General features: G+C 47.1%; 21 protein-coding genes. 18 read left to right on the top strand and 3 right to left on the bottom strand.

Going from position 1 to position 20,312, the window contains the following annotated elements; all coding sequences use genetic code 11:
• Window positions 1-1,242 carry an FAD-dependent oxidoreductase gene (locus BM293_RS03195; protein ID WP_093446761.1) on the top strand — a complete coding sequence of 414 codons (1,242 nt, stop codon included), beginning with the start codon at window positions 1-3 and terminating at the stop codon, window positions 1,240-1,242.
• 156 nt (window positions 1,243-1,398) lie between these two features.
• Window positions 1,399-2,346 (top strand): LysR family transcriptional regulator, encoded by a 948-nt coding sequence (locus BM293_RS03190; protein WP_093446759.1) that lies wholly within the window; start codon window positions 1,399-1,401, stop codon window positions 2,344-2,346.
• A 5-nt stretch (window positions 2,347-2,351) separates the two neighbouring features.
• Here the strand turns inward: BM293_RS03190 and BM293_RS03185 are convergent, their stop codons facing one another.
• Window positions 2,352-2,843 carry a GNAT family N-acetyltransferase gene (locus BM293_RS03185; RefSeq protein ID WP_093446758.1) on the bottom strand — a complete coding sequence of 164 codons (492 nt, stop codon included), beginning with the start codon at window positions 2,841-2,843 and terminating at the stop codon, window positions 2,352-2,354.
• Between BM293_RS03185 and BM293_RS03180 the strand changes: the two genes are divergently transcribed.
• Window positions 2,823-3,506 carry a DTW domain-containing protein gene (locus tag BM293_RS03180; RefSeq protein ID WP_093446756.1) on the top strand — a complete coding sequence of 228 codons (684 nt, stop codon included), beginning with the start codon at window positions 2,823-2,825 and terminating at the stop codon, window positions 3,504-3,506. The two genes, BM293_RS03185 and BM293_RS03180, sit on opposite strands and share 21 nt — an antisense overlap.
• Window positions 3,507-3,534: 28 nt before the next feature.
• Here BM293_RS03180 and rne read toward each other — a convergent pair whose 3' ends face one another.
• Entirely contained in the window at window positions 3,535-6,003 is a 2,469-nt protein-coding gene (gene rne / locus BM293_RS03175) for a ribonuclease E (RefSeq protein ID WP_093446754.1), read from the bottom strand.
• 569 nt (window positions 6,004-6,572) lie between these two features.
• Between rne and BM293_RS03170 the strand changes: the two genes are divergently transcribed.
• Window positions 6,573-7,523 carry an RluA family pseudouridine synthase gene (locus BM293_RS03170; RefSeq protein WP_093446753.1) on the top strand — a complete coding sequence of 317 codons (951 nt, stop codon included), beginning with the start codon at window positions 6,573-6,575 and terminating at the stop codon, window positions 7,521-7,523.
• Complete coding sequence (locus BM293_RS03165) at window positions 7,520-8,191, top strand: HAD family hydrolase (RefSeq protein ID WP_093446751.1); 672 nt, start codon at window positions 7,520-7,522, stop codon at window positions 8,189-8,191. Before BM293_RS03170 ends, BM293_RS03165 begins: the two co-directional genes overlap by 4 nt.
• Here the strand turns inward: BM293_RS03165 and BM293_RS03160 are convergent.
• Complete coding sequence (locus BM293_RS03160) at window positions 8,174-8,791, bottom strand: Maf family protein (protein ID WP_234968874.1); 618 nt, start codon at window positions 8,789-8,791, stop codon at window positions 8,174-8,176. The two genes, BM293_RS03165 and BM293_RS03160, sit on opposite strands and share 18 nt — an antisense overlap.
• Before the next feature lie 112 nt (window positions 8,792-8,903).
• Between BM293_RS03160 and BM293_RS03155 the strand changes: the two genes are divergently transcribed.
• From BM293_RS03155 to BM293_RS03095, 13 genes are all read left to right on the top strand, one after another.
• Complete coding sequence (locus tag BM293_RS03155) at window positions 8,904-9,425, top strand: YceD family protein (protein WP_093446748.1); 522 nt, start codon at window positions 8,904-8,906, stop codon at window positions 9,423-9,425.
• A 67-nt stretch (window positions 9,426-9,492) separates the two neighbouring features.
• Entirely contained in the window at window positions 9,493-9,669 is a 177-nt protein-coding gene (gene rpmF, locus BM293_RS03150; protein WP_093446747.1) for a 50S ribosomal protein L32, read from the top strand.
• Window positions 9,670-9,675: 6 nt separating this feature from the next.
• Window positions 9,676-10,722 (top strand): phosphate acyltransferase PlsX, encoded by a 1,047-nt coding sequence (plsX, locus tag BM293_RS03145; protein ID WP_093446745.1) that lies wholly within the window; start codon window positions 9,676-9,678, stop codon window positions 10,720-10,722.
• The gene (locus BM293_RS03140) at window positions 10,715-11,716 is read left to right on the top strand and encodes a beta-ketoacyl-ACP synthase III (RefSeq protein ID WP_093446744.1); all 1,002 of its coding nucleotides are present in this window, start codon (window positions 10,715-10,717) and stop codon (window positions 11,714-11,716) included. The genes plsX and BM293_RS03140 overlap by 8 nt, the downstream gene beginning before the upstream one ends.
• Before the next feature lie 52 nt (window positions 11,717-11,768).
• Entirely contained in the window at window positions 11,769-12,710 is a 942-nt protein-coding gene (gene fabD, locus BM293_RS03135) for an ACP S-malonyltransferase (RefSeq protein WP_093446742.1), read from the top strand.
• Complete coding sequence (gene fabG, locus BM293_RS03130; RefSeq protein WP_093446741.1) at window positions 12,711-13,451, top strand: 3-oxoacyl-ACP reductase FabG; 741 nt, start codon at window positions 12,711-12,713, stop codon at window positions 13,449-13,451. It begins immediately after the preceding gene.
• 142 nt (window positions 13,452-13,593) lie between these two features.
• The gene (acpP, locus tag BM293_RS03125) at window positions 13,594-13,830 is read left to right on the top strand and encodes an acyl carrier protein (RefSeq protein ID WP_006459324.1); all 237 of its coding nucleotides are present in this window, start codon (window positions 13,594-13,596) and stop codon (window positions 13,828-13,830) included.
• A gap of 99 nt (window positions 13,831-13,929) precedes the next feature.
• On the top strand, window positions 13,930-15,174 hold the full coding sequence (gene fabF, locus BM293_RS03120; RefSeq protein ID WP_093446739.1) for a beta-ketoacyl-ACP synthase II: 1,245 nt from the start codon (window positions 13,930-13,932) through the stop codon (window positions 15,172-15,174).
• A 26-nt stretch (window positions 15,175-15,200) separates the two neighbouring features.
• Window positions 15,201-16,589 (top strand): aminodeoxychorismate synthase component I, encoded by a 1,389-nt coding sequence (locus tag BM293_RS03115; RefSeq protein ID WP_234968873.1) that lies wholly within the window; start codon window positions 15,201-15,203, stop codon window positions 16,587-16,589.
• A complete protein-coding gene (locus BM293_RS03110; protein ID WP_093446736.1) occupies window positions 16,589-17,479 on the top strand; it encodes an aminotransferase class IV in 891 nt (296 codons plus the stop codon). The genes BM293_RS03115 and BM293_RS03110 overlap by 1 nt, the downstream gene beginning before the upstream one ends.
• A gap of 43 nt (window positions 17,480-17,522) precedes the next feature.
• Complete coding sequence (gene mltG, locus BM293_RS03105; RefSeq protein WP_093446735.1) at window positions 17,523-18,650, top strand: endolytic transglycosylase MltG; 1,128 nt, start codon at window positions 17,523-17,525, stop codon at window positions 18,648-18,650.
• A 23-nt stretch (window positions 18,651-18,673) separates the two neighbouring features.
• Window positions 18,674-19,300, top strand: a complete 627-nt coding sequence (gene tmk / locus BM293_RS03100) for a dTMP kinase (RefSeq protein WP_093446733.1) — start codon at window positions 18,674-18,676, stop codon at window positions 19,298-19,300.
• Complete coding sequence (locus tag BM293_RS03095; protein ID WP_093446732.1) at window positions 19,288-20,262, top strand: DNA polymerase III subunit delta'; 975 nt, start codon at window positions 19,288-19,290, stop codon at window positions 20,260-20,262. The genes tmk and BM293_RS03095 overlap by 13 nt, the downstream gene beginning before the upstream one ends.
• Window positions 20,263-20,312 lie beyond the last annotated feature (50 nt).

Genomic DNA, 20,312 nt, shown 5'->3' with positions numbered 1-20,312 from the left:
ATGCAATCAAATGCTTATGATGTCGTGGTGGTTGGCGGGGGCATGGTCGGTGCGGCCTTGGCTTTGGCACTTAAAACGCAGGCGCGGCTAAGTGTAGCGCTGATTGAGCAAGATCCGGGCAGTGAACATTGGCCTAGCACGGATTTGGCGGCTTATCCTACCCGAGTTAGTGCGATTAGTCGTGCGTCGGAAAACTTATTAAAGAATTTAGGCGTTTGGTCTTGGTTGCTTGAGCAACAGCCGCTTTATCCATTTGTCGGCATGCAGGTATGTGATGCGGACATGACGGGTGAAGTTCATTTTGATGCAATGGATATTGATGAACCTAATCTGGGTCATCTGGTCGCCAATCAAGCAATTCAAATGGCGCTCTGGCATGGCTTGCGTCAGCATGGCATCACGGTGATGAGCGGTCAAACTATTACGGCTTTAGCGGTCGATACCGAATGGGCGGAAGTGGGTTTTGCTAATCATGCCCCTTTAAATGCCAAGTTAGTCGTTGGGGCTGATGGCGCCTTTTCAAAGGTTCGTCAACTGGCAGGCATTGGGCTTGATCAGCATGATTATCAACAAATTGCGCTTGTCGGTTGTGTGCAAACTCAAGCGGATCATCAGCAGATTTGTTGGCAGCGCTATACGCCAACCGGCCCGTTTGCATTTTTACCCATAGCACCTAAGATTAGCTCGATTGCTTGGTATATGCCTGCCGATCAGCAGGCCTGGGCCATGTCGCTTTCAAAAGACGCCTTTCATCAGCAGCTGTATCAGGCGAGTGCCGGTCATTTAGGCGAGATTGTTGACTCCTGGGAGCGTGCCTCCTTTCACCTCAGTCGTCGCCATGCGCAAGCCTATGTTAAACCTCGCATAGCCTTGGTGGGGGATGCGGCGCACACGATTAACCCGCAAGCTGGCCAAGGAGTTAATTTAGGGTTTTTGGATGTGGCAAGTTTAGTGGATGTGATCATACAGGCGCAATCAGCGATAGACGATCCGAAACTGTTTGATCCAGGTCGTTTTAGCTTGCTGCGCCAGTATGAGCGTTGGCGACGGGGTGATAATGCCCTTATGCAGCGTGCGATGGAAGTGTTTGATTGGGGGCTGGGTCAACAAGCAGGCCTGGTGAACCAAGTGCGCCCTGAGTTAATGAAACTCGCCAATATTGCGCAGCCCGTTAAGAATAAGTTGATGCGTGAAGCGCTTTATGGGCGCCAGCCATATCCGCAGCTGACCAGCAATCCATAGACTAAGGTCAAATTAAACCCCATAAAGCTTTGACATTTGAAATTCAAGGTTTTATAGTTTGTGCAATAATAAAAAAATTTTATACACTTTGATTAATTCAAAAGTTAGATAAAAAATTTAACTACGAGTAGTTTACTAAACGAGGGATAGACGGGCATGGCTGATAGACGACTTCAAGTATTTCACACCGTTGCGAAAGTAATGAGCTTTACCAAGGCGGCAGAAACCTTGCACATGACCCAGCCTGCCGTCACATTTCAAGTCAAACAGTTAGAAGATTTCTTTAACACCCGCCTTTTTGACCGCACCCATAACAAGATTACTCTGACTGAAGCCGGTCGTATTGTGTATGACTATTCCGACAACATCTTGGAGATGTATGAAAAGATGAATGCGGAAGTGCGTGATCTAACCGGTGAAGTATCAGGTAGTTTGGTGATTGGTGCCAGTACCACTATTGCAGAATATATGCTTCCATTTTTACTTGGCGCGTTTAAAAATCAATTTCCTGATGTCACAATCCGTTTGCAAGTGGGTAACACCGATGCTGTTGTGTCGATGGTTGAAAACAATATGATTGATTTAGGCTTGGTGGAAGCGCCGGTTCACAATAAAAACCTAGATGTTGAGGTTTGCCGTATTGATGAGATGCAAATGATTTGTTCGGTCAATCATCCTTTAGCGAAGCGTGAAAAGGTATCGGTTGAGGATTTCCGTAAGTATCCATTTATTGTCCGTGAGGAAGGTTCGGGTTCGCGTGCGGTCATAGATAACTATATTCGCGAGCAGGGCTTAAGTCTGAGCGATTTAAATATTGTCATGGAGCTTGGTGCACCTGAATCGGTTAAAATGGCGGCAGAAGCCGAAGTTGGTTTGGCGATTGTGTCGCGTTCTACCTTAATGAAAGAGCTGAAGCTGGGGACGATTAAAGCGATTCCGTTAGATCCACCGTTGACGCGTCCATTTTCTCATGTACGTCAAAAACAAAAATTCCGCCACCGCGCAGTGGGTGAACTGCTAGACTTCGCAATAGATTATTGTAAGCGTCGTGCTTTAGAGTTTGGTTTTGAGGTGCCTAACCCGCCTAAAGATTTAAAGAAATAGTTTAGTCAGCTTAGGGTGATAAGCCAAGTATGCCAATTTTTTTTGGGTTGGCACAAGGGCAAGGTTTGGTTTTTGTTTGGGTTAATCACGACAAACCCGAGATGTTGATAAAACCGGTCTAGTTCAGGTTTTGCCATTGCATAGATTCGAGTGGTTGAATTATCCGTCATTGTACGTGTTAAACAAAAGTTTATTAACTGAGTCGCTAATCCATTGCGGCGTAGGCTTGGGTTTATCCATAATCCACGTACAAGCCAAGCGTCGTTAATAATGTCGTCGTCAGCTAAATCCATTGGTACCAACCGCATTAACCCCACTGGATTATTGTCAACAACGTCTTCTATCCAAAATACATTATCATGCTGTTGTGGCTTACGCTGTTTACTAGTCTTGCATAGTTTAGTTACTTGGGTGCTGAAGGGCGCACTTTCATGGTGTAATCTATAGTTTCGTTTATCAAGCTGAACAAGGTGGTTATGCGCAAAGTCTGTGATCATTGTCAATTACCTTTAAAAAGCTGTTTGTGCCAATGGACTCATTCTATTGACTATGAGTGTGATTGGGCGGTTTGGCAAGATCCTGCTGAAGCAAAGCATGCTAAAAACACCTTGCGTTTATTATCCTTATGTTGGCCAAAGCTAAAGCTTTTTAGATATAGCCAATTGGACGATGTGTCCCATTTTCAGCAATGGCTTGCGAAAGGACCTGTTTATTTAGTTTTTCCAGTAAATAAGGCTTGTTTACCGGGTTATCCGGCACCTAAAAGTCACCATCTAGACGATTGGTTATCATCGTTAACTCATTCTAACTCAACAGAGTGTATTAAGCCTAGGTTGCTTTTTATTGATGCTACATGGCGTAAGGCAACGGCTATGATTCTTCAACACCAAGATATCGCTTGTTTGCCTCGATTAAGTTTGAACCTACCCGAACACGCGCAATATGTGATTCGCAAAAGCCCGAATGCACAAAGTTTATCAACCTTTGAAGCCGTTATGGGTTGCTTGTCTATTTGGTGTCAAGCTAATCGTCAGTTGTCAGGAGGTTCGGATGAAGATGAAGTTCATTTGCAAAGATTATGGCAAGGTTATCGCGCTTGGCAAGCGAGTATTATGGCGTTTAGAAAAGCCGGTGAGATGGGGTGCCAGCACAAGGGTTAATGTGCTGGCTGTTAAAAGTTACTCCTATTTATACCTGTTCGACCTGTTTATCTTTTTGTGTCGTTGTAGCAGGCGTTTTTTTAGACTGCTCCTCTGACTCGGTATCTGTAGCTTCTTGGGTCGCAGTGGTTTGTACAGCAGCTTGGCTCTGTTCAGGTACGACAGGTGCCGGCGTTTCTGGGTTTGAACCTTGCGCATTCTCATGCCCCTCGCTAGCCTTGTTACTATCACTAGCAAGCTTAGTGGTTTCAGTGGCTTGTGGCACAACAGGGGATTGCTCATTTGGTGTCGTCGATAGGTCTTGAGATTCAGCCGACTCAGCACTGAAATCATGAATACTCAGATTTATTGCATCACGAGGGGCGCGCCTACGATTAAGTTGCGTCCGCGTGTTATAGCGACTACGGCGACGACGAGGTTGTGATTCGCTCGCATCAGGAGCTGATGTTTGACGAGTTGACTTCGTTTGAATGCCAGTATCTTCTGAACTCACATCACTATTGGTACGCGCTTGGTCAGTATTGTTAACTGAGGGTTGCGCTTCCGCTTGTTGTTGTTTGTCAGTAACATGAGGCTCGGTATTTGATCGATTGCCTTTTGGACGATTGCGTCGACGTGGCTCATTGGTCGCGTTGGAGTCTTCTTTGGCGTTATTGGGTTTTTCGATCGAATCAACCTTATCTGTTTCACCATGGTTACGACGACGATTGTTACGACGACGATTATTGCGACGCCCAGTTTCTTGGTTGTTTTGTGACCGAGATTTTTGTTGTTCTTGCTTCGAACGGTTTGGCTGTTTCGACTCTTCTGATTGGTCTTTAAATAACCATCCCCAAAGTTTGCTTAGCAGGCCTGGCTCCGTCTTAGCACTGGCAGTAGGACTCGCTTTTTCAGCGGGTGCTGGCATGGCCGGCAAGTTAACACTCTTAATAACAGGCTCTTCTTTTTTATGTTCTGTTTGTTCAAGAGCAGGTATGTCAGACGGTAGGATGGTTTTAGTTTGATAGCTTGTTTCACGGCCAAGCTGTTCACCAACACGTGAGCGCTCAATGATATATTGGGGCGTTTCCATGTGCTCATTCGGCACGATCAAAATATGCAGTTTGTATCGGTCTTCGGTTTTGATGATTTGTGCACGTTTTTCGTTTAATAAAAAGGTCGCTACATCGACTGGAATTTGTATCGTTATTCGTTTGGTACCCTCTTTCATAGCCTCTTCTTCAATGAGGCGTAAGATAGAAAGCGCTAAAGACTCTACGCCGCGAATAACCCCGACCCCTTTACAGCGAGGGCAAACAATTTGGGTTGATTCTTCAATCGAAGGGCGTAAGCGCTGACGCGACATTTCAAGCAACCCAAAGCGCGAAATTTTGCTAATTTGAACGCGTGCACGGTCGTTTTTGACCGCTTCACGCATTTGGTTTTCGACTTCACGCTGATGGCGTGATGAGTGCATGTCGATAAAATCAATAACGACTAGGCCACCTAGATCACGTAAGCGCAGTTGGCGAGCGATTTCGACCGCCGCTTCCATGTTGGTGTGGTAAGCCGTTTCCTCAATGTCTCCGCCTTTTGTAGAGCGGCTTGAGTTAATATCGATAGCGGTTAGCGCTTCAGTGATATCAATAACAATGACGCCACCAGAGGGCAGTATCACTTCACGTTGATAAGCACTTTCAATTTGAGACTCTATTTGGAAGCGTGTAAATAAGGGTACTTTGTCTTGATAGGGTTTTACTTTATTGGTATATTGCGGCATGACTTGTTGGATAAAGTCGCGGGCGCGGTGGAAGGTGTCCATATCATCAATCAAGATTTCCCCGATATCTTGACGCAAATAATCGCGAATGGACAGGGTTACAATATCAGATTCTTGGTGAATTAAAATGGGTGCTGCACTTTCTTGTGCGGCATGCTGAATCGCTTCCCAGAGTTTAACAAGATAATTGATGCCCCATTGTAATTCTTCCGGGTTTTTCCCTACCCCCGCCGTTCTGACAATAAGCCCCATTCCTTCTGGTATATCAATGTTGCGTAAGGTTTCTTTTAAATCTGAACGTTCATCGCCATCAATGCGGCGTGAAATACCCCCTGATTTTGGGTTATTCGGCATCATGACGACGTAAGGACCGGCAAGGGTAATTTGAGTTGTTAGAGCCGCGCCTTTATTGCCACGCTCTTCTTTTTGGACTTGAACAATGACATCTTGTCCTTCTTTCAATACTTGCTGAATATTGAGCTGAGGGTCATAGTCTTTATTGGGGTAGTATTCTTCGGCAATTTCTTTGAAGGGTAGAAAACCATGACGTTCAGCGCCGTAATCTACAAATGCAGCTTCCAAACTCGGCTCAATACGAGTGATTTTGCCTTTATAAATATTGGCTTTTTTCTTTTTTTGTTGCGGTGTTTCGATATCAAGGTCGTATAAGTTTTGACCATCAACTAGAGCAACCCGCAGCTCTTCTTGCTGGGTTGCGTTGATCAGCATTCTTTTCATGCTCTTCTCTTTTGTATGTTAAGGGCATAGGCACAGGCAGAGTTGGATGCAAAAGAATGTTGCAAGGAAGGTCAACGTAATGACATCTTGAAATACTTATATATCGCGGCAGGTCACTGACACTGCACATAACCGGGTGGGTTGTTAAGTATGTTTCGTTTTTGTCAAGCTAATCGATTTTGTGCACTCGCTAGCTTTTAGTCTTGTTTTAGTTGATGCAATGCGTATTCATTCTAACTCGGTGATTGTGACGTCTTATATTCATGTTTAGCGATAAAATTGCGTGACAAATCGAAGAGTTGTGGGGAGTTGTGTGCCCCGTCTCATCCAAATAACACTGTGGCTTAGCCAGGTTATTAATCAATAATTAACTGTTTGTTTAATTCTGTATCTTTGTTTAGCATGGGCTATTTTTCATAGGTTTCATGCATTGTTACTGACTCGCTTTATTGGAATCAAAATAACTTTCTGAATATAGCACCCATTGATCCATAGCGCAATCTAAAAAATAAAGCTTAAGCCAAGTCAATCAGTTATTATAAACAAAATTTTTGCAGTGGAGTGTTTGAGTGGCTGGGGTGCGATTTATTGAAGTGGGCACGGAAGAGGCCGGACAGCGTCTTGATAATTTCTTATTAAAACATTTACGTAAGGCACCTCGTCCGCTTATTTATCGCATAGTTCGTAAGGGGGAGGTGCGAGTTAATAAAGGCCGTGCCCAGGTTTCGCAACGTTTACAAACCGGCGATGTGGTTAGGGTGCCGCCAGTAAAACTTGCGGACACGCCCGAACGGGTTACGCCTCCTGTTGCACAAGTACCGCGTATTGAGCAGGCCATATTATTTGAAGATGATGATTTGATCGTGATTAATAAACCACCGGGTATGGCGGTGCATGGCGGGAGTGGTGTTAGCTGGGGGTTAATTGAATTGGTGCGTAATGCTCGTCCATTGGCTAAGCGGGTGGAGTTAGTGCATCGTTTGGATCGCGATACGTCAGGTGCGATTATCCTAGCCAAAAAAATGTCGGTGTTGCGAGACTTACATCAACAGGTGCGCGATCATCAGGTAACGAAAATTTACTGGGCGCTGGTCAAAGGTCAGTGGCCCAAAGCACGCACGAAAGTTGAGCAGCCGTTACGTAAGTTTAATCTGCCATCTGGCGAGCGTCGCGTTGAGGTGCATCCCGCGGGCAAACCAAGTCTAAGCTTTGTACGGGTGTTAGCGGATCTACCCAATGCCAGTTTATTGGAAGTCAAGTTGGCAACCGGTAGAACACATCAAATTCGGGTTCATTGTGCTGCAAATGGTCACCCCATTGCGGGTGATGATAAGTATGGCGATGCTGGCTTTGATCGCTGGCAGCGACAACAGGGTATGACGTCTTTAGCTTTGCATGCCAGGCTGGTGAGCTTCAGACACCCAAAGACCGGCGAGCAGGTGACACTTACCGCGCCTTTATACCCCGATTTTGACAAGTTATTAATGAGTCAGCGTATTAACCAAAAGGATGTAACGTGAGTAGAGTGCAGTATCGCGGGGTGATTTTTGACTGGGATGGCACCTTAATGAACTCGGAAGCGAGAATCGTGGCCGCCATTCAATATGCTGCAAAAAAAAATGGTTTGCCCGTGTTAAGTGACCACGAGTCTAAACAAATCATTGGGCTGAGTTTGCAGAACGCGGTAGCGCGCCTTTATCCCGAGATTGCAGATAACAATGATGCCATTCAAGCGGTTGCTGATGCCTACACGGAGCACTTTCTTCATCAATCTGCTGTACCCATGATGCCGTTTCCGTTTGCCTATGAAATGCTAGAAGCTTTACTTGATCATGGCTATAAGTTGGCGGTCGCAACAGGTAAGAGCCGTCGCGGTTTGGATGAGGTGTTGAAGTTGACTGGGTTTGGACGATTTTTTGATATTACCCGCACTCCGGTGGAGTCGGCTTCTAAACCCGATCCATTGATGTTGCGACAGATTTTAACCCATTGGAATTGGGCGCCTGAGCAAGCTGTCATGGTGGGTGATACCACCTTTGATATGGAGATGGCGGCCAATTTAGGTATGGATCGTATTGCCCTGCATCACGGTGTTCATCAGCCTGCGCAATTAGCTGAATTTAAGCCGGTGGCGTCATTTAATGACTTGTTGGCGCTGCAGAATTACTTGTTAGGCTCTGCCGTTTAGTGGCAGTTGCAGGCCTGCTGAATTCAATAAATCACACAACTTAATGAGCGGTAGGCCGATTAAGGCGTTTGGATCTTGGCTGTGAATTGCGCTAAATAGCATGATGCCTAAGCCTTCTGATTTAAAGCTGCCGGCACAATCGTAGGGCTGTTCCTGTAATAGGTAGTTATTAAGGGTTTCAGTGGGCAGGGAGCGAAAGATAACCTCAGTAGGTTCGTGTGCATAATGATAGGTTTGTTGCTCAGGATTATATAGACACACCCCAGTATGGTAAATGAGCGTCTGGCCTTGTTGTTTTTTGAGTTGCTCAAGCGCTTGACCATGTTCATGGGGTTTGCCAAGGATGTCAGTACCAAGTGCGGCACTTTGATCCGATGCAATAATCCAACTATTTGGAAAGTGTGTGGCAATGGCCTGCGCTTTTTGTTGACTGAGGCGCGCCACAAGATCGGCAACCGACTCTCCAGGCTGGCGAGTTTCATCAATATTGGGGCTGTGACAGTCAAAGTTTGCAATGAGCTTTTTTAACAGCAGTTTGCGATAAGGCGATTGCGAGGCCAATATGAAATGCGGTTCAGATTGATCGAGTGTGTGGTTCATAGTGAATAAAATTTCATTTGTTAGGGTGTTGGGCATTTTAGAACATTTATGTCAGGGTTCAAGTTATTATTATTTTTGACAAAATTATCGACAAGAGGTATTATCTCGCGCCATGTTTACTAGACTTCCAGATTTAGTCGATCCGTTGTTTTATGCAGAGCAAAGACGACAGATAAAAGCCAAGGTTCCGCAATTTCAGTGTCCTAGGCTTTTAAAAGCCATTTCTGAGGCTAATGGTGAAATTCTAGTTGAAATGGATTTTTTTAGACAAAAGCAAACGGGTGCTCCTGCATTTGATTTGCGACTAAAAACGGAATTAAAACTAAGGTGTCAACGAAGTCTGCAAGTCTTTGATCTTCCGGTTGATGTCTGTATTCAAGGCGTATTTTTGCCCTCTATGCAGTTGGCGGATGAACTGGATGCAGATTGGGAAGTGTATAACTTACCTGATGATAAGATTTCATTACTCCCCATCATTGAAGATGAGGTGTTATTAGCTATTCCCATGGCGCCAAAATTAGCTGATGAGGCTATGCCATGGCCCGATTCATTGAAGTCGGATGAAGTCGATGAGTGTACCGATAAGCCTAATCCTTTTTCGGCACTAGCAAAATTGAAAAGTCAGTTGAAATAATTTTGACTGACTAAAGTTGTTTTAAATTTATTCTGCAGAATTTTCTGCTTTTTTAGGAGTAACTACCATGGCTGTTCAACAAAACAAAAAATCACCTGCTAAGCGTGGTATGCGTCGTTCGCATGATGCATTAACTGCAACCGCAATCACTACCGACCCAACTACCGGTGAACTTCACCGTCGTCATCATGTAACTGCAGACGGTTACTACAAAGGTAAAAAAGTTGTTCAAGATAAGGCCTAATTTCTCTTGAATATTCGTATTGCTATCGATGCGATGGGCGGGGATAAAGGCCTTGAGGTCACAATCCCTGCCAGCATAAACGCGCTAAATAAATTCTCAGATCTCCATTTAATACTTGTCGGCGATGAGCCGAAAATAAACCAAGTACTTGCCAATTTGGATGATTTTCCTCGCGAACGTCTTAGTGTTCAGTCTGCTTCTCAAGTTGTGGATATGGATGAACTTCCTTCCCAAGCGCTTAGAAGCAAAAAAGATTCTTCGATGCGTGTTGCATTGGACTTGGTAAAACAAGATCAAGCTCAGGCCTGTGTGAGTGCGGGCAATACGGGTGCCTTGATGGCTACGGCAAAGTTTGTGCTTAAAACCTTACCTGGTATTTATCGTCCAGCTATTTGTACGGCGATGCCGACGATGAAAAAACCGGTTTATATGCTGGATTTAGGTGCCAATGTTGGCGCAGATGGTGAGAGTTTAGCGCAGTTTGCGATTATGGGATCGGTACTCGCTAAAACACTTCATCCAGATATGGCGCCCCGAGTTGGCTTACTTAATATCGGTGAAGAAGAAATGAAGGGGCATGACCGTATTAAGCTTGCCCAGCAATTATTGCGTGATGCGCCTATAAATTATATTGGCTATGTTGAAGGCGATGATATTTTCAAAGGCGATGCCGATGTCATTGCTTGTGACGGCTTTGATGGCAATGTTGCCCTTAAAGCAAGTGAAGGCGTAGCTAAGATGATTAGTTATTACCTTAAACAAGCCTTTATGCGTAATGCGTTAACCAAGGTCGTCGGTTTAATGGCTGCGCCGGTATTAAAAGCCTTTAAAGCGAAAGTAGACCCACGTAACTATAATGGTGCTTCATTTTTAGGTTTGCGAAAATGCGTCATCAAAAGCCATGGTGGTGCAGATAGTTTGGCCTTTGAAAATGCGATTAAAGTCGCGCGCATTGAGGTTTTGCATGATGTGCCTAGTCGGATTCGTGATGAAGTCGCCCGGTTATTAGATGAGCAAAATCACACTACTCACAAGGACGGATTAGATGACTAGCTCACGGATAAGTCGGATTATCGCAACAGGAAGCTATTTACCTGAGCGGGTTATGTTAAACGCAGACCTTGAAGCCATGGTTGAAACGACGGATGCCTGGATTCAAGAACGTACAGGTATCAAACAGCGCCATATTATTGCCGATGATCAAGTCACCAGTGACTTGGCGGTGGCGGCTGCCAAGCAAGCAATAGCGCGTGCAGGCTTAACCCCAAATGATATTGATTTGGTATTGGTTGCGACCACTACACCGGACAAAATTTTTCCAAGTACCGCAACGATTGTCCAGCGCGAGCTTGGTATTACCAATAGCTGTCCTGCCTTCGATTTACAAGCCGTGTGTACTGGATTTGTCTATGCCTTAAGTGTCGCTGATCAATTTATCAAAACAGGCATGGTGAAGCGTGCGCTCGTTATTGGTGCGGAAAGCTTATCACGGATTACCAATTGGTCAGATCGCAGTAACTGTATTCTATGGGGTGATGGTGCCGGTGCGGTGATACTAGAGGCCGTTGCACAGCAAGATGGCCAGCCGGTAAAGTCTGGCATTATTGCGACGCACATTCATGCTGATGGTCAGTACGAGCAGCTGTTGCACGTCCCATCTGGACCATCGCGCGTTGCTCAAACCGACGATGTTGCCGAACGTACGATGACGATGAAAGGCAATGAGGTGTTTAAAGTTGCGGTGAATACCTTAAGTCGCATTGCAACTGAGACCCTAGCCAAAAATCAGATTGATGCCAATGAACTGGATTGGCTCGTTCCCCATCAAGCCAACTTGCGTATTATTAAAGCGACCGGTAAAAAACTAGGTTTAGATGATAGTCAAGTCGTGGTTACTGTTGATCAGCACGGTAATACCTCCAGCGCGTCCATTCCACTCGCCCTAGATCAAGCGATTACTGATGGGCGTATTCAGCGCGGCCAATTAATGCTACTAGAAGCCTTTGGTGGTGGCTTTACTTGGGGTTCAGCACTGATTCGCTACTAGGTTGTTACTCTACAATCTGATACCAAATTTTAATGTTAAACAGAGGGTTGTTATGAAAACTGCGGTCGTTTTTCCTGGTCAAGGTGCACAGTCAGTCGGTATGTTGTCAGATTTGGCGGCAGCAAATCCTGCGGTGAGTGAATATTTTGCACGTGCCTCTGCTGTACTGGGATATGACTTATGGCAGGTGGTCTCGGCAGGGCCTGAAGATAAGTTAAATGATACTGCGGTGACGCAGCCCGCTATGCTGGTAGCCGGTTATGCTTGCTACGCCAGTTTAAAAGCCCAGTTGCCTGAGTGGCAGCCCAATTACTTTGCAGGCCATTCGCTAGGTGAATACACTGCTTTGGTGGCCGCGGAGGCCTTATCGCTGGAGCAGGCTGTGGCCTTAGTTGCCAAGCGAGGTAGTTTGATGCAGCAAGCGGTTGCACCCGGTGCCGGTGCGATGGCTGCCGTACTTGGGTTAACCGATGAGCAGGTTGAGCAGGCCTGCTTATCAGCTGCACAGGGCGCAATAGTGTCGGCGGTTAACTATAACTCGCCGGGTCAAGTCGTGATAGCGGGTGAGGCGGCTGCCGTGGAGCGTGCCATGGCGCATGCTACCGAGCTGGGTGCTAAGCGGGTAGTCCCTTTAGCGGTCAGTGTGCCATCTCATTGTGCCCTGATGAAACCAGCTGCCGATGAATTAGCAAAAGCGATTGCGGACGCAGACTGGCAGATGCCTAGAATCCCTGTTTTGCACAATGTGAATACGCAGGCCTCAACCTCTATTGTGGATTTGCAAGCTGCATTAGTTGCGCAACTTTATCAGCCAGTGCAATGGGTTAAAACCATTGAATATTTGGCGGCAGACGGCGTGACGCAACTGGTTGAATGCGGACCAGGCAAGGTATTAGCCGGTTTAAATCGCCGCATTGATAAGAACATGGCGGTTGCAAGTATTTATGATTCTGCTACATTAGCCAACACAGTTAACGCAATAAAGGACAACTAAATGCTGGAAGGACAAATCGCATTAGTGACGGGCGCAAGCCGCGGTATTGGTAAGGCTATCGCACTTGAATTAGCGCAACAAGGCGCGACGGTTATTGGTACGGCTACCAGTGAAGCCGGTGCTGCGCAAATTAGTCACTATTTAGCAGAGGCCGGTTTGCATGGTGAAGGGCGTGCGCTTAACGTCACTGAGCCAGCGCAGATTAGTTCATTAATGGATTGGATAACGACCAGCCACGCTACTCCTACTATTCTAGTGAATAATGCGGGTATCACCCGCGATAATTTGCTGATGCGTATGAAAGATGATGAATGGGATGACATTATTCAGACTAACCTAAATTCAGTTTATCGGATGTCAAAAGCCTGTTTGCGCGGCATGATGAAACAAAAACATGGTCGGATTATCAATGTGGCTTCGGTAGTGGGCGTGATGGGTAATGCCGGTCAAACCAACTATGCCGCCGCTAAAGCCGGTATTATTGGTTTTGCCAAATCCTTGGCTCGAGAAGTCGGTACGCGTGGTATCACTGTAAACACCGTTGCGCCTGGCTTCATCGATACGGATATGACGCGTGATCTGGCTGAAGAACATCGTCAGCAATTAATCAATCAAATTCCACTCGCACGTTTAGGTCAGCCAGAGGACATAGCTAAGGCCGTGGCATTTCTAGCGTCCCCTGGTGCCGCATACATTACCGGTCAAACGATTAATGTCAACGGCGGGATGGTGATGGTTTAAAGCTTATAAGCGTTTATAAGCCTCTTTCAACCCTGCTATGTTTAGTCTTGTGATGACATAAAAATAAAAAGCTTGAAAAAAGCAGGCGAGCAGTACAAAATAAGCGAAATTTTTTCATTATTATTAATTCGGAGAGAAATCCATGAGCAGCATTGAAGATCGCGTAAAGAAAATCGTAGTAGAACAATTGGGTGTTGAAGAAGCACAAGTTACTCCAGATGCGTCTTTTGTTGATGACTTAGGTGCCGATTCACTTGATACTGTTGAGTTGGTCATGGCCCTAGAAGAAGAATTCGATTGCGAAATTCCTGATGAAGAAGCAGAAAAGATTGCGACTTTGGCGCAAGCTGTTGCTTACATCAACGAGAACCTAGAATAAGTTTCTAGCAAGCCTTGTTAAGAAAAGCCGTGAAAACGGCTTTTTTTTTGTCTAAAATCATAAAGTATCGCCTTCTAATCGGAAAAAAGGAGAACTGCCTTGTCAAAGCGTCGTGTAGTTATTACGGGTATGGGGTTAGTGACCCCACTTGGGTTAAACGTTGAGCAAACATGGCAGAATATTCTGGCCGGAAAAAGTGGCATCAGTAAGATTGAAAAATTCGATACCAGCGCCTTCTCGGTGGGCTTTGCCGGCATGATTAAAGACTTTGATGTCACTGATTATATTTCGGCTAAAGAAGCGAAGAAAATGGATCCCTTTATTCACTATGGTATTGCCGTAGGGAGTCAAGCTTTTGAAGACAGTGGACTGGTGGTAACCGAACAGAATGCCGAACGTATCGGTGTGTCGATTGGTTCGGGAATTGGCGGGATTGGCACCATCGAAGCGCAGCATAGTGTGTATGCGGCATCAGGGCCCCGTCGTGTGTCACCTTTTTTTGTGCCCAGTGCGATTATCAATATGATTTCGGGTCATGTATCGATTAAATATGGTTTAAAAGGCCCCAATCTTTCAATTGTAACGGCCTGTGCAACCGGTACGCACAGCATTGGGGATGCGGCGCGTTTAATTGAATACGGCGATGCCGATGTCATGATTGCGGGTGGAGCCGAGTATGCGACCACGGAACTCGGTTTGGCTGGTTTTGCTGCGGCACGTGCATTATCGACCCGAAATGATGATCCGCAGGCGGCAAGTCGTCCATGGGATAAGGACAGAGATGGCTTTGTATTAGGTGATGGTGCTGGCGCCGTGGTACTTGAAGAATATGAGCATGCTAAGGCTCGTGGCGCCAAAATCTATGGTGAAGTGCTTGGTTTTGGTCTCAGTGGTGATGCGTATCACATGACGCTGCCTGCAGAGGGTGGGGCTGGCGCCGCGCGCTGTATGGCCATGGCGCTGAAAAATGCGCAATTACGTCCAGAGCAAATCGGTTATATCAATGCGCATGGTACCTCTACGCCGGCAGGGGATGTCTGTGAAAATGCCGCGGTTAAATCGGTATTTGGTGAGCATGCCTATAAGCTAGCGATGAGTTCAACTAAGTCAATGATTGGGCACGCGCTGGGCGCGGCAGGTGCGATTGAGGCGATTTTGACTGCCTTGGCATTGCAAGATCAAATGTTACCGCCAACCATTAATCACGATAATCCAGAAGAGGGATGTGACTTAGACTATGTGCCTAACCAAGCCCGTGCGGCGCAGTTTGATTATGCACTATCCAATTCATTTGGTTTTGGTGGCACGAATGCCACGCTCGTGCTTGGACGAGTCGCTAATTGATTGTTCAGCCGTTAAATAGTGTTTGCGTGACGCTAGTCCGTCAACCTTGGGCTGCGCAGGATTTATTGCCCTTGCATCGACAGGCTCCGCAGCGCTATCAGCAGCTGCTAGAAAGTGTCGCTAAATCAGATGCCACGCTAGTTGACTCAGCCGCCTTAGGGCGGTTTGATATTTTATTCGCCTATTGTGAAGCGCCATTGCGTTTAGATGTGCTGGAGCAAGCGGCTCATTTTCGTCATAACTTTGAGCAGGCCTGGTTTTCTGAGCAACGTCAGCTTTCAAAAGTGGATCGTGAGTTGCTTGGGGATGTGCCTTTTTGGGGGGGCTGGTTTGGTTATTTTGCCTATGAGTATGCGGCGGTCATTGAACCCAGTTTAAAGCTCACCACCAGTGATTTGCCGCTAGCGTGGTTGGCTAAAGCACCGGCCGCGATTATCCTTGACCATGCTAAACATGACGTCATTTTTGTTGCGCCAATGGATCAACCCGCAATGTTAGCGCAGATGCAAGCGGATTATGCTGCGCTAACGGCACAGACCCAGACACCTCCATCATCGACCCAGCTTGTTGCCGGTGCGTGGCAGGAAGATCAGCCCGCGAGCTATACCGACAGTGTGTTAAAAATTCGTGACTACATTTTGGCCGGCGATGTGTTTCAGGTCAATATATCGCGGTTATGGCAGCAAGCTCAGGTGGACTTTACGCCTGTCGAGCTGTATGCCCAGTTGCGAGTACATAATCCGGCACCGTTTGCTTGCTTGGTCAACCTAGACCAAGCCAAGGGCCAGGCCTGGTCGATTATCTCCTCTTCGCCCGAACGCTTGGTGAGAGTGCGGGATCAATGGGTAGATACTCGTCCTATTGCTGGGACGCGCAAGCGTAGCGACTCTTTAGTGGCAGATCAGGCGCTGATGGCTGAGTTGATCGCGCATCCTAAAGAGCGGGCTGAACATATTATGTTGATTGATCTTGAACGCAATGATTTGGGGCGTATTTGTCAACCGGGTAGTGTTGAGGTCAATGAGCTGATGGTGATTGAAAGTTATCAGCATGTTCATCATATTGTGTCTAACGTACGCGGCAAACTACAAGCCCAGTTGACGCCATTGCAAGTTATAGAGGCGATGTTCCCAGGTGGCACGATTACGGGTTGTCCAAAAGTGCGTTGTATGGAGATTATTGCCGAGCTTGAGATGTCGCCACGTGAAGCCTATACCGGTTCGGTGGGTTATATTAATTATGATGGCAGTATGGATTTTAATATTTTGATCCGCAGTTTTATTCAGCAAGGACAAGCATTACGTTTTCGAGCCGGCGCGGGCATTGTTATCGACTCGGATCCGGATGCTGAACTTGCTGAAACTCGCCACAAGGCGAAGGGGTTATTGAAAGCCTTAAATGGTGGTGAGTGCTAATGAGAAAGTTTTGGCGGCAGGGGCGAGGATTAACCGATACCCAGACAGAATTACTCCAAAGTCGTGCCGGTCATTATGGTGATGGCTGTTTTACTACCGGTGTAGTGGTGCAAGGAAAATGGTTGGATGGTCAGGCGCATTTAGCCCGCATGGATTGGCAGTTGTCACGGTTAAAGTTTGCCCCTATATCCCAAGATCATTGGTATGCTTGCATTGAGCCGGCTTTGCAAGCGAGTTTAGTCAGTGAACAAGCTTATGTCATCAAACTTTGGGTGGCGCGACAAGGACCTTTAGGTTATATGCCAGAACCCAATAGTCAGGCAGATATTATGGTGAGCCTTGCACTTATGCCGCCAGAGGCTTCGGCGGCGGCACTGAAACTCGGTGTTTGTCAAACACCTGTTTCGGAAAACGCGGCCTTAGCAGGTATAAAGCACCTCAACCGCTTAGATAGCGTATTGGCGAGAGCAGAACTACCCGTTTATGGTTGGGATGAGGGCATTATGCTCAACCAACATCAGCAACCGGTTTGTGCCACGCAGGGTAATCTGGTCTGGTATGCGCAAGGGCAATTTTTTACCCCTGCGATTACGCAGGCGGGTGTGGCAGGATTAGGTTTACAGCTATGGCAGCACTCCGAAACGGCCAGTAATTGGCAGCAAGATTTAGTGGCGCTAGATCAGCTTTTTGAGGCGGAATGTTTGTGTGTTTGTAATGCGGTACGGGGTGTTCAGTGGGTCGAGTCCTTAGAATTGCCTAACATGACTACTCATAGTGAGGGCAGAATATTTTCAAAAGTATGGCCTGCTGAGGCACAAGATTTGGCCCAATGTTGGCAACAAAATTGGTTGCAAGCTCGCGCTGCAGCGCCAGCGCTAACCTTAAAATAATGCCTACATTTTTGCATTATGAGTCAATAAGATATTTCAAATCATGACAGATCCGAGTAACTCAGACGCAAACACAGATTCAGGGCAATCGAATAATGCGCCTAAGAAGCCTAAAAAACTGGCTTGGGTTAAACTGATCCAGTGGATGTTAGTTATTAGTGGATTACTGGTGCTACTAGCAGGCCTGGGAACCGCGATTTCAGTTTGGCATTGGTGGCACGCGCCGATTGCCGGCAATACACATTCTCAACAGCTAGATGACACTGAACTGGTACGCATTACACTGCAACCCGGCCAGTCTGCGCAGCGCATTGCTAATGAACTTGCCAGTCAGAATTTACTTGAACGTCCAGAATGGTTTGTCTGGTGGTTACGTTGGCAAGATCAAGCGCACCTAATTCGGGCTGGTGAGTATGATATCAATCCATACTGGACACCCGCACAACTGCGAGATGCGTTACTGGTCGGTGGCCGGGTGCGCCATCCTTTTACGATTTTGCCAGGGGAAACCTTGGCGCAAGTGCGGCAAAAAATACAAGGCTTGGATAATATTCGTCACACCCTAAACGACGAGGCGTGGTTAAAGCTAGGCGAACGCTGGGCTGCCATGGGCGTGACGCCTTTTCTAGAAGGCTGGTTGCTACCTGAAACCTATTTTTATCAAGCCGGCGAAGCGGATTGGCAGCTTGTTGAACGTGCAGTACTGGCAATGGTCGCCACCCTTAACCAGGCCTGGTCATCATCGAATGAGGCTGAAGGCCTGCCGTTGCGCTCGCCGTATGAGGTATTAATCTTGGCATCAATTATCGAAAAAGAAACCGGGGTTGCGCACGAGCGTGAGATGATTAGTGGCGTGTTTGTGCGGCGCTTACAACGTAATATGCGCTTACAAACTGACCCCACGGTGATTTATGGCATGGGTGATGCCTATCAGGGCCGCATTGGGCGCGCAGGTTTGGATACCCCTACACCCTATAATACCTACATTATCAGAGGCTTGCCGCCCACGCCGATAGCCATGCCATCTGCGGCAGCGGTCATGGCCGGGGTGAATCCAGATCAGGGCGATTACTTGTTTTTTGTCGCCAAAGGCGGTGGCGAGCATCATTTTTCGGTGACCTATGAAGAACACCGTCGAGCTGTGCGACGTTACATTCTCAATCGTCCATAATTAATTAGGCGCAAAGGAAAGAGATGACAGGAAAATTTATCGCGTTAGAAGGCGGCGAAGGCGCTGGAAAATCCACCAATGCGCAATTTATTAAGCAGCAACTTGAGGCGCGCGGTCTTGAGGTGCTGTTGACACGAGAGCCGGGGGGGACGCCACTTGGCGAAAAGGTGCGAGCGATTTTGTTGGATGCGACCTTACCAGCCATGACGCCGACCACCGAAGCCCTGCTGATGTTTGCCGCCCGCGCCGAGCATTATGCGCAAGTGATTGCACCGGCCTTGGCGGTGGGGCAGTGGGTAATCAGTGATCGATTTGTCGATGCCAGTTTTGCCTATCAAGGCGCGGCGAGAGGACTTGGCAGTCACAAAATCGCTGAATTGACCGACTGGACCTTGCCGAATGTGCAAGCCGATTTGACCTTGGTCTTTGATTTGCCGGTTGAAGTCGGCATGATGCGGGTGCAAGCGCGCGGTGGGGTCATTGATCGTTTTGAACAAGAGCCCCCCGCGTTTTTTGAGCAGGTACGTCAAGCCTATCTTGAGCGTGCAGCGAAAGCACCTAGCCACTATTGTGTGTTGGATGCCAGCCAAGATTTAAGCGCCGTGCAGCGGGTGATTGCTGAACAATTGGATCGCCTATGTCTAGGCTAGCGGCCTTAACAGACTATCCTTGGTTAACCCCGGCCTGGCAGGCCTGGTTACAAGCCAAAACGCGACTGGGTCATGCCTATTTGTTGAGCGGCTCGATGGGTATTGGCATGGATATCTTGTTGCGTCACATGGCGTATTCGTTGATGTGTGATCAAGTGGATGAGTCCGGCCATAAATTAAAACTTGATCAACATCCTGATTTTATGAACCTGATACCCCTTGAAGGTAAAAAAGAACTGACTATCGATCAAGTGCGCAACCTGCAACTCTGGTTAAGTCAAACCGCGCATCAGGGCGGCCGCAAACTGGTGGTCATTGAACAATTAGAGCGCCTTAATCTAGCGGCGTTTAACGCCTTGTTGAAAAGTCTTGAAGAACCTCCGGCTAATTGTATTTTTTTGTTATCTACCTATCAGCCTGGACGGTTGCCGGCCACGATTCGTAGTCGCTGTCATTGGCTAAAAATTGCCTCCCCCACAATGGAGCAGGCTAAAAAATGGTTAGCCATTCAGCAGCCTCATTCGGATGCTCAACTTGAACGCGCACTCTTAATGAATTGGCAAGCGCCTTTAGCAGCCTTAGCTTGGTTAGAGCAGGGGTTCTTAGAATTAGATGCGCAATGGCAAGCCGATTTAGCAGGCCTGGTGGCGCGCCAAAAACCTGTTACAAAAGTGGTGCAGAGTTGGTTAAAGTGGGATGAAAACTTTAATATCCTGCAGGCTTTTCAGGTTGCGGTACAACAAGCCTTATGGGCGAGTTTGGCGGATGAGGGGCCGCAGCAGGCCTGGTTAGACCTAGCGCAGCAGCTGTTGTGGGCCGAAAAAGATCTGCGCGGCAACGCCAATAAAACACTGTTGTATGAAAACATCACCATGGCCTACTTAATGGCTCACCATCAACCAACCCAGCCCTTAACTCGAATTGATTTTAGTCCTATTCCGAGTCAAGGTTTTGGGTTGTAAAGTTTTAGGCTTTGCAGCCAGCGAAAAGTGGTAGCCGCGAACATGCCTTA

This window comes from Thiomicrospira sp. ALE5, from assembly GCF_900112445.1.
Lineage (GTDB): Bacteria > Pseudomonadota > Gammaproteobacteria > Thiomicrospirales > Thiomicrospiraceae > Thiomicrospira.
The sequence above is the reverse complement of the archived record's forward strand: the minus strand, read 5'-3'. Positions and strand labels throughout refer to the sequence as shown.

Bases quoted from the DNA above. Each gene is read 5' to 3' on its own strand.
- BM293_RS03180 (WP_093446756.1), top strand. From the start codon at position 2,823: ATGCGCAAAGTCTGTGATCATTGTCAATTACCTTTAAAAAGCTGTTTG.
- rpmF (WP_093446747.1), top strand. From the start codon at position 9,493: ATGGCTGTTCAACAAAACAAAAAATCACCTGCTAAGCGTGGTATGCGT.
- rne (WP_093446754.1), bottom strand. From the start codon at position 6,003: ATGAAAAGAATGCTGATCAACGCAACCCAGCAAGAAGAGCTGCGGGTT.
- fabG (WP_093446741.1), top strand. From the start codon at position 12,711: ATGCTGGAAGGACAAATCGCATTAGTGACGGGCGCAAGCCGCGGTATT.
- BM293_RS03110 (WP_093446736.1), top strand. From the start codon at position 16,589: ATGAGAAAGTTTTGGCGGCAGGGGCGAGGATTAACCGATACCCAGACA.
- mltG (WP_093446735.1), top strand. From the start codon at position 17,523: ATGACAGATCCGAGTAACTCAGACGCAAACACAGATTCAGGGCAATCG.
- fabD (WP_093446742.1), top strand. From the start codon at position 11,769: ATGAAAACTGCGGTCGTTTTTCCTGGTCAAGGTGCACAGTCAGTCGGT.
- BM293_RS03160 (WP_234968874.1), bottom strand. From the start codon at position 8,791: ATGAACCACACACTCGATCAATCTGAACCGCATTTCATATTGGCCTCG.
- acpP (WP_006459324.1), top strand. From the start codon at position 13,594: ATGAGCAGCATTGAAGATCGCGTAAAGAAAATCGTAGTAGAACAATTG.
- BM293_RS03185 (WP_093446758.1), bottom strand. From the start codon at position 2,843: ATGATCACAGACTTTGCGCATAACCACCTTGTTCAGCTTGATAAACGA.
- BM293_RS03155 (WP_093446748.1), top strand. From the start codon at position 8,904: ATGTTTACTAGACTTCCAGATTTAGTCGATCCGTTGTTTTATGCAGAG.
- BM293_RS03095 (WP_093446732.1), top strand. From the start codon at position 19,288: ATGTCTAGGCTAGCGGCCTTAACAGACTATCCTTGGTTAACCCCGGCC.
- BM293_RS03195 (WP_093446761.1), top strand. From the start codon at position 1: ATGCAATCAAATGCTTATGATGTCGTGGTGGTTGGCGGGGGCATGGTC.
- BM293_RS03140 (WP_093446744.1), top strand. From the start codon at position 10,715: ATGACTAGCTCACGGATAAGTCGGATTATCGCAACAGGAAGCTATTTA.
- tmk (WP_093446733.1), top strand. From the start codon at position 18,674: ATGACAGGAAAATTTATCGCGTTAGAAGGCGGCGAAGGCGCTGGAAAA.
- BM293_RS03190 (WP_093446759.1), top strand. From the start codon at position 1,399: ATGGCTGATAGACGACTTCAAGTATTTCACACCGTTGCGAAAGTAATG.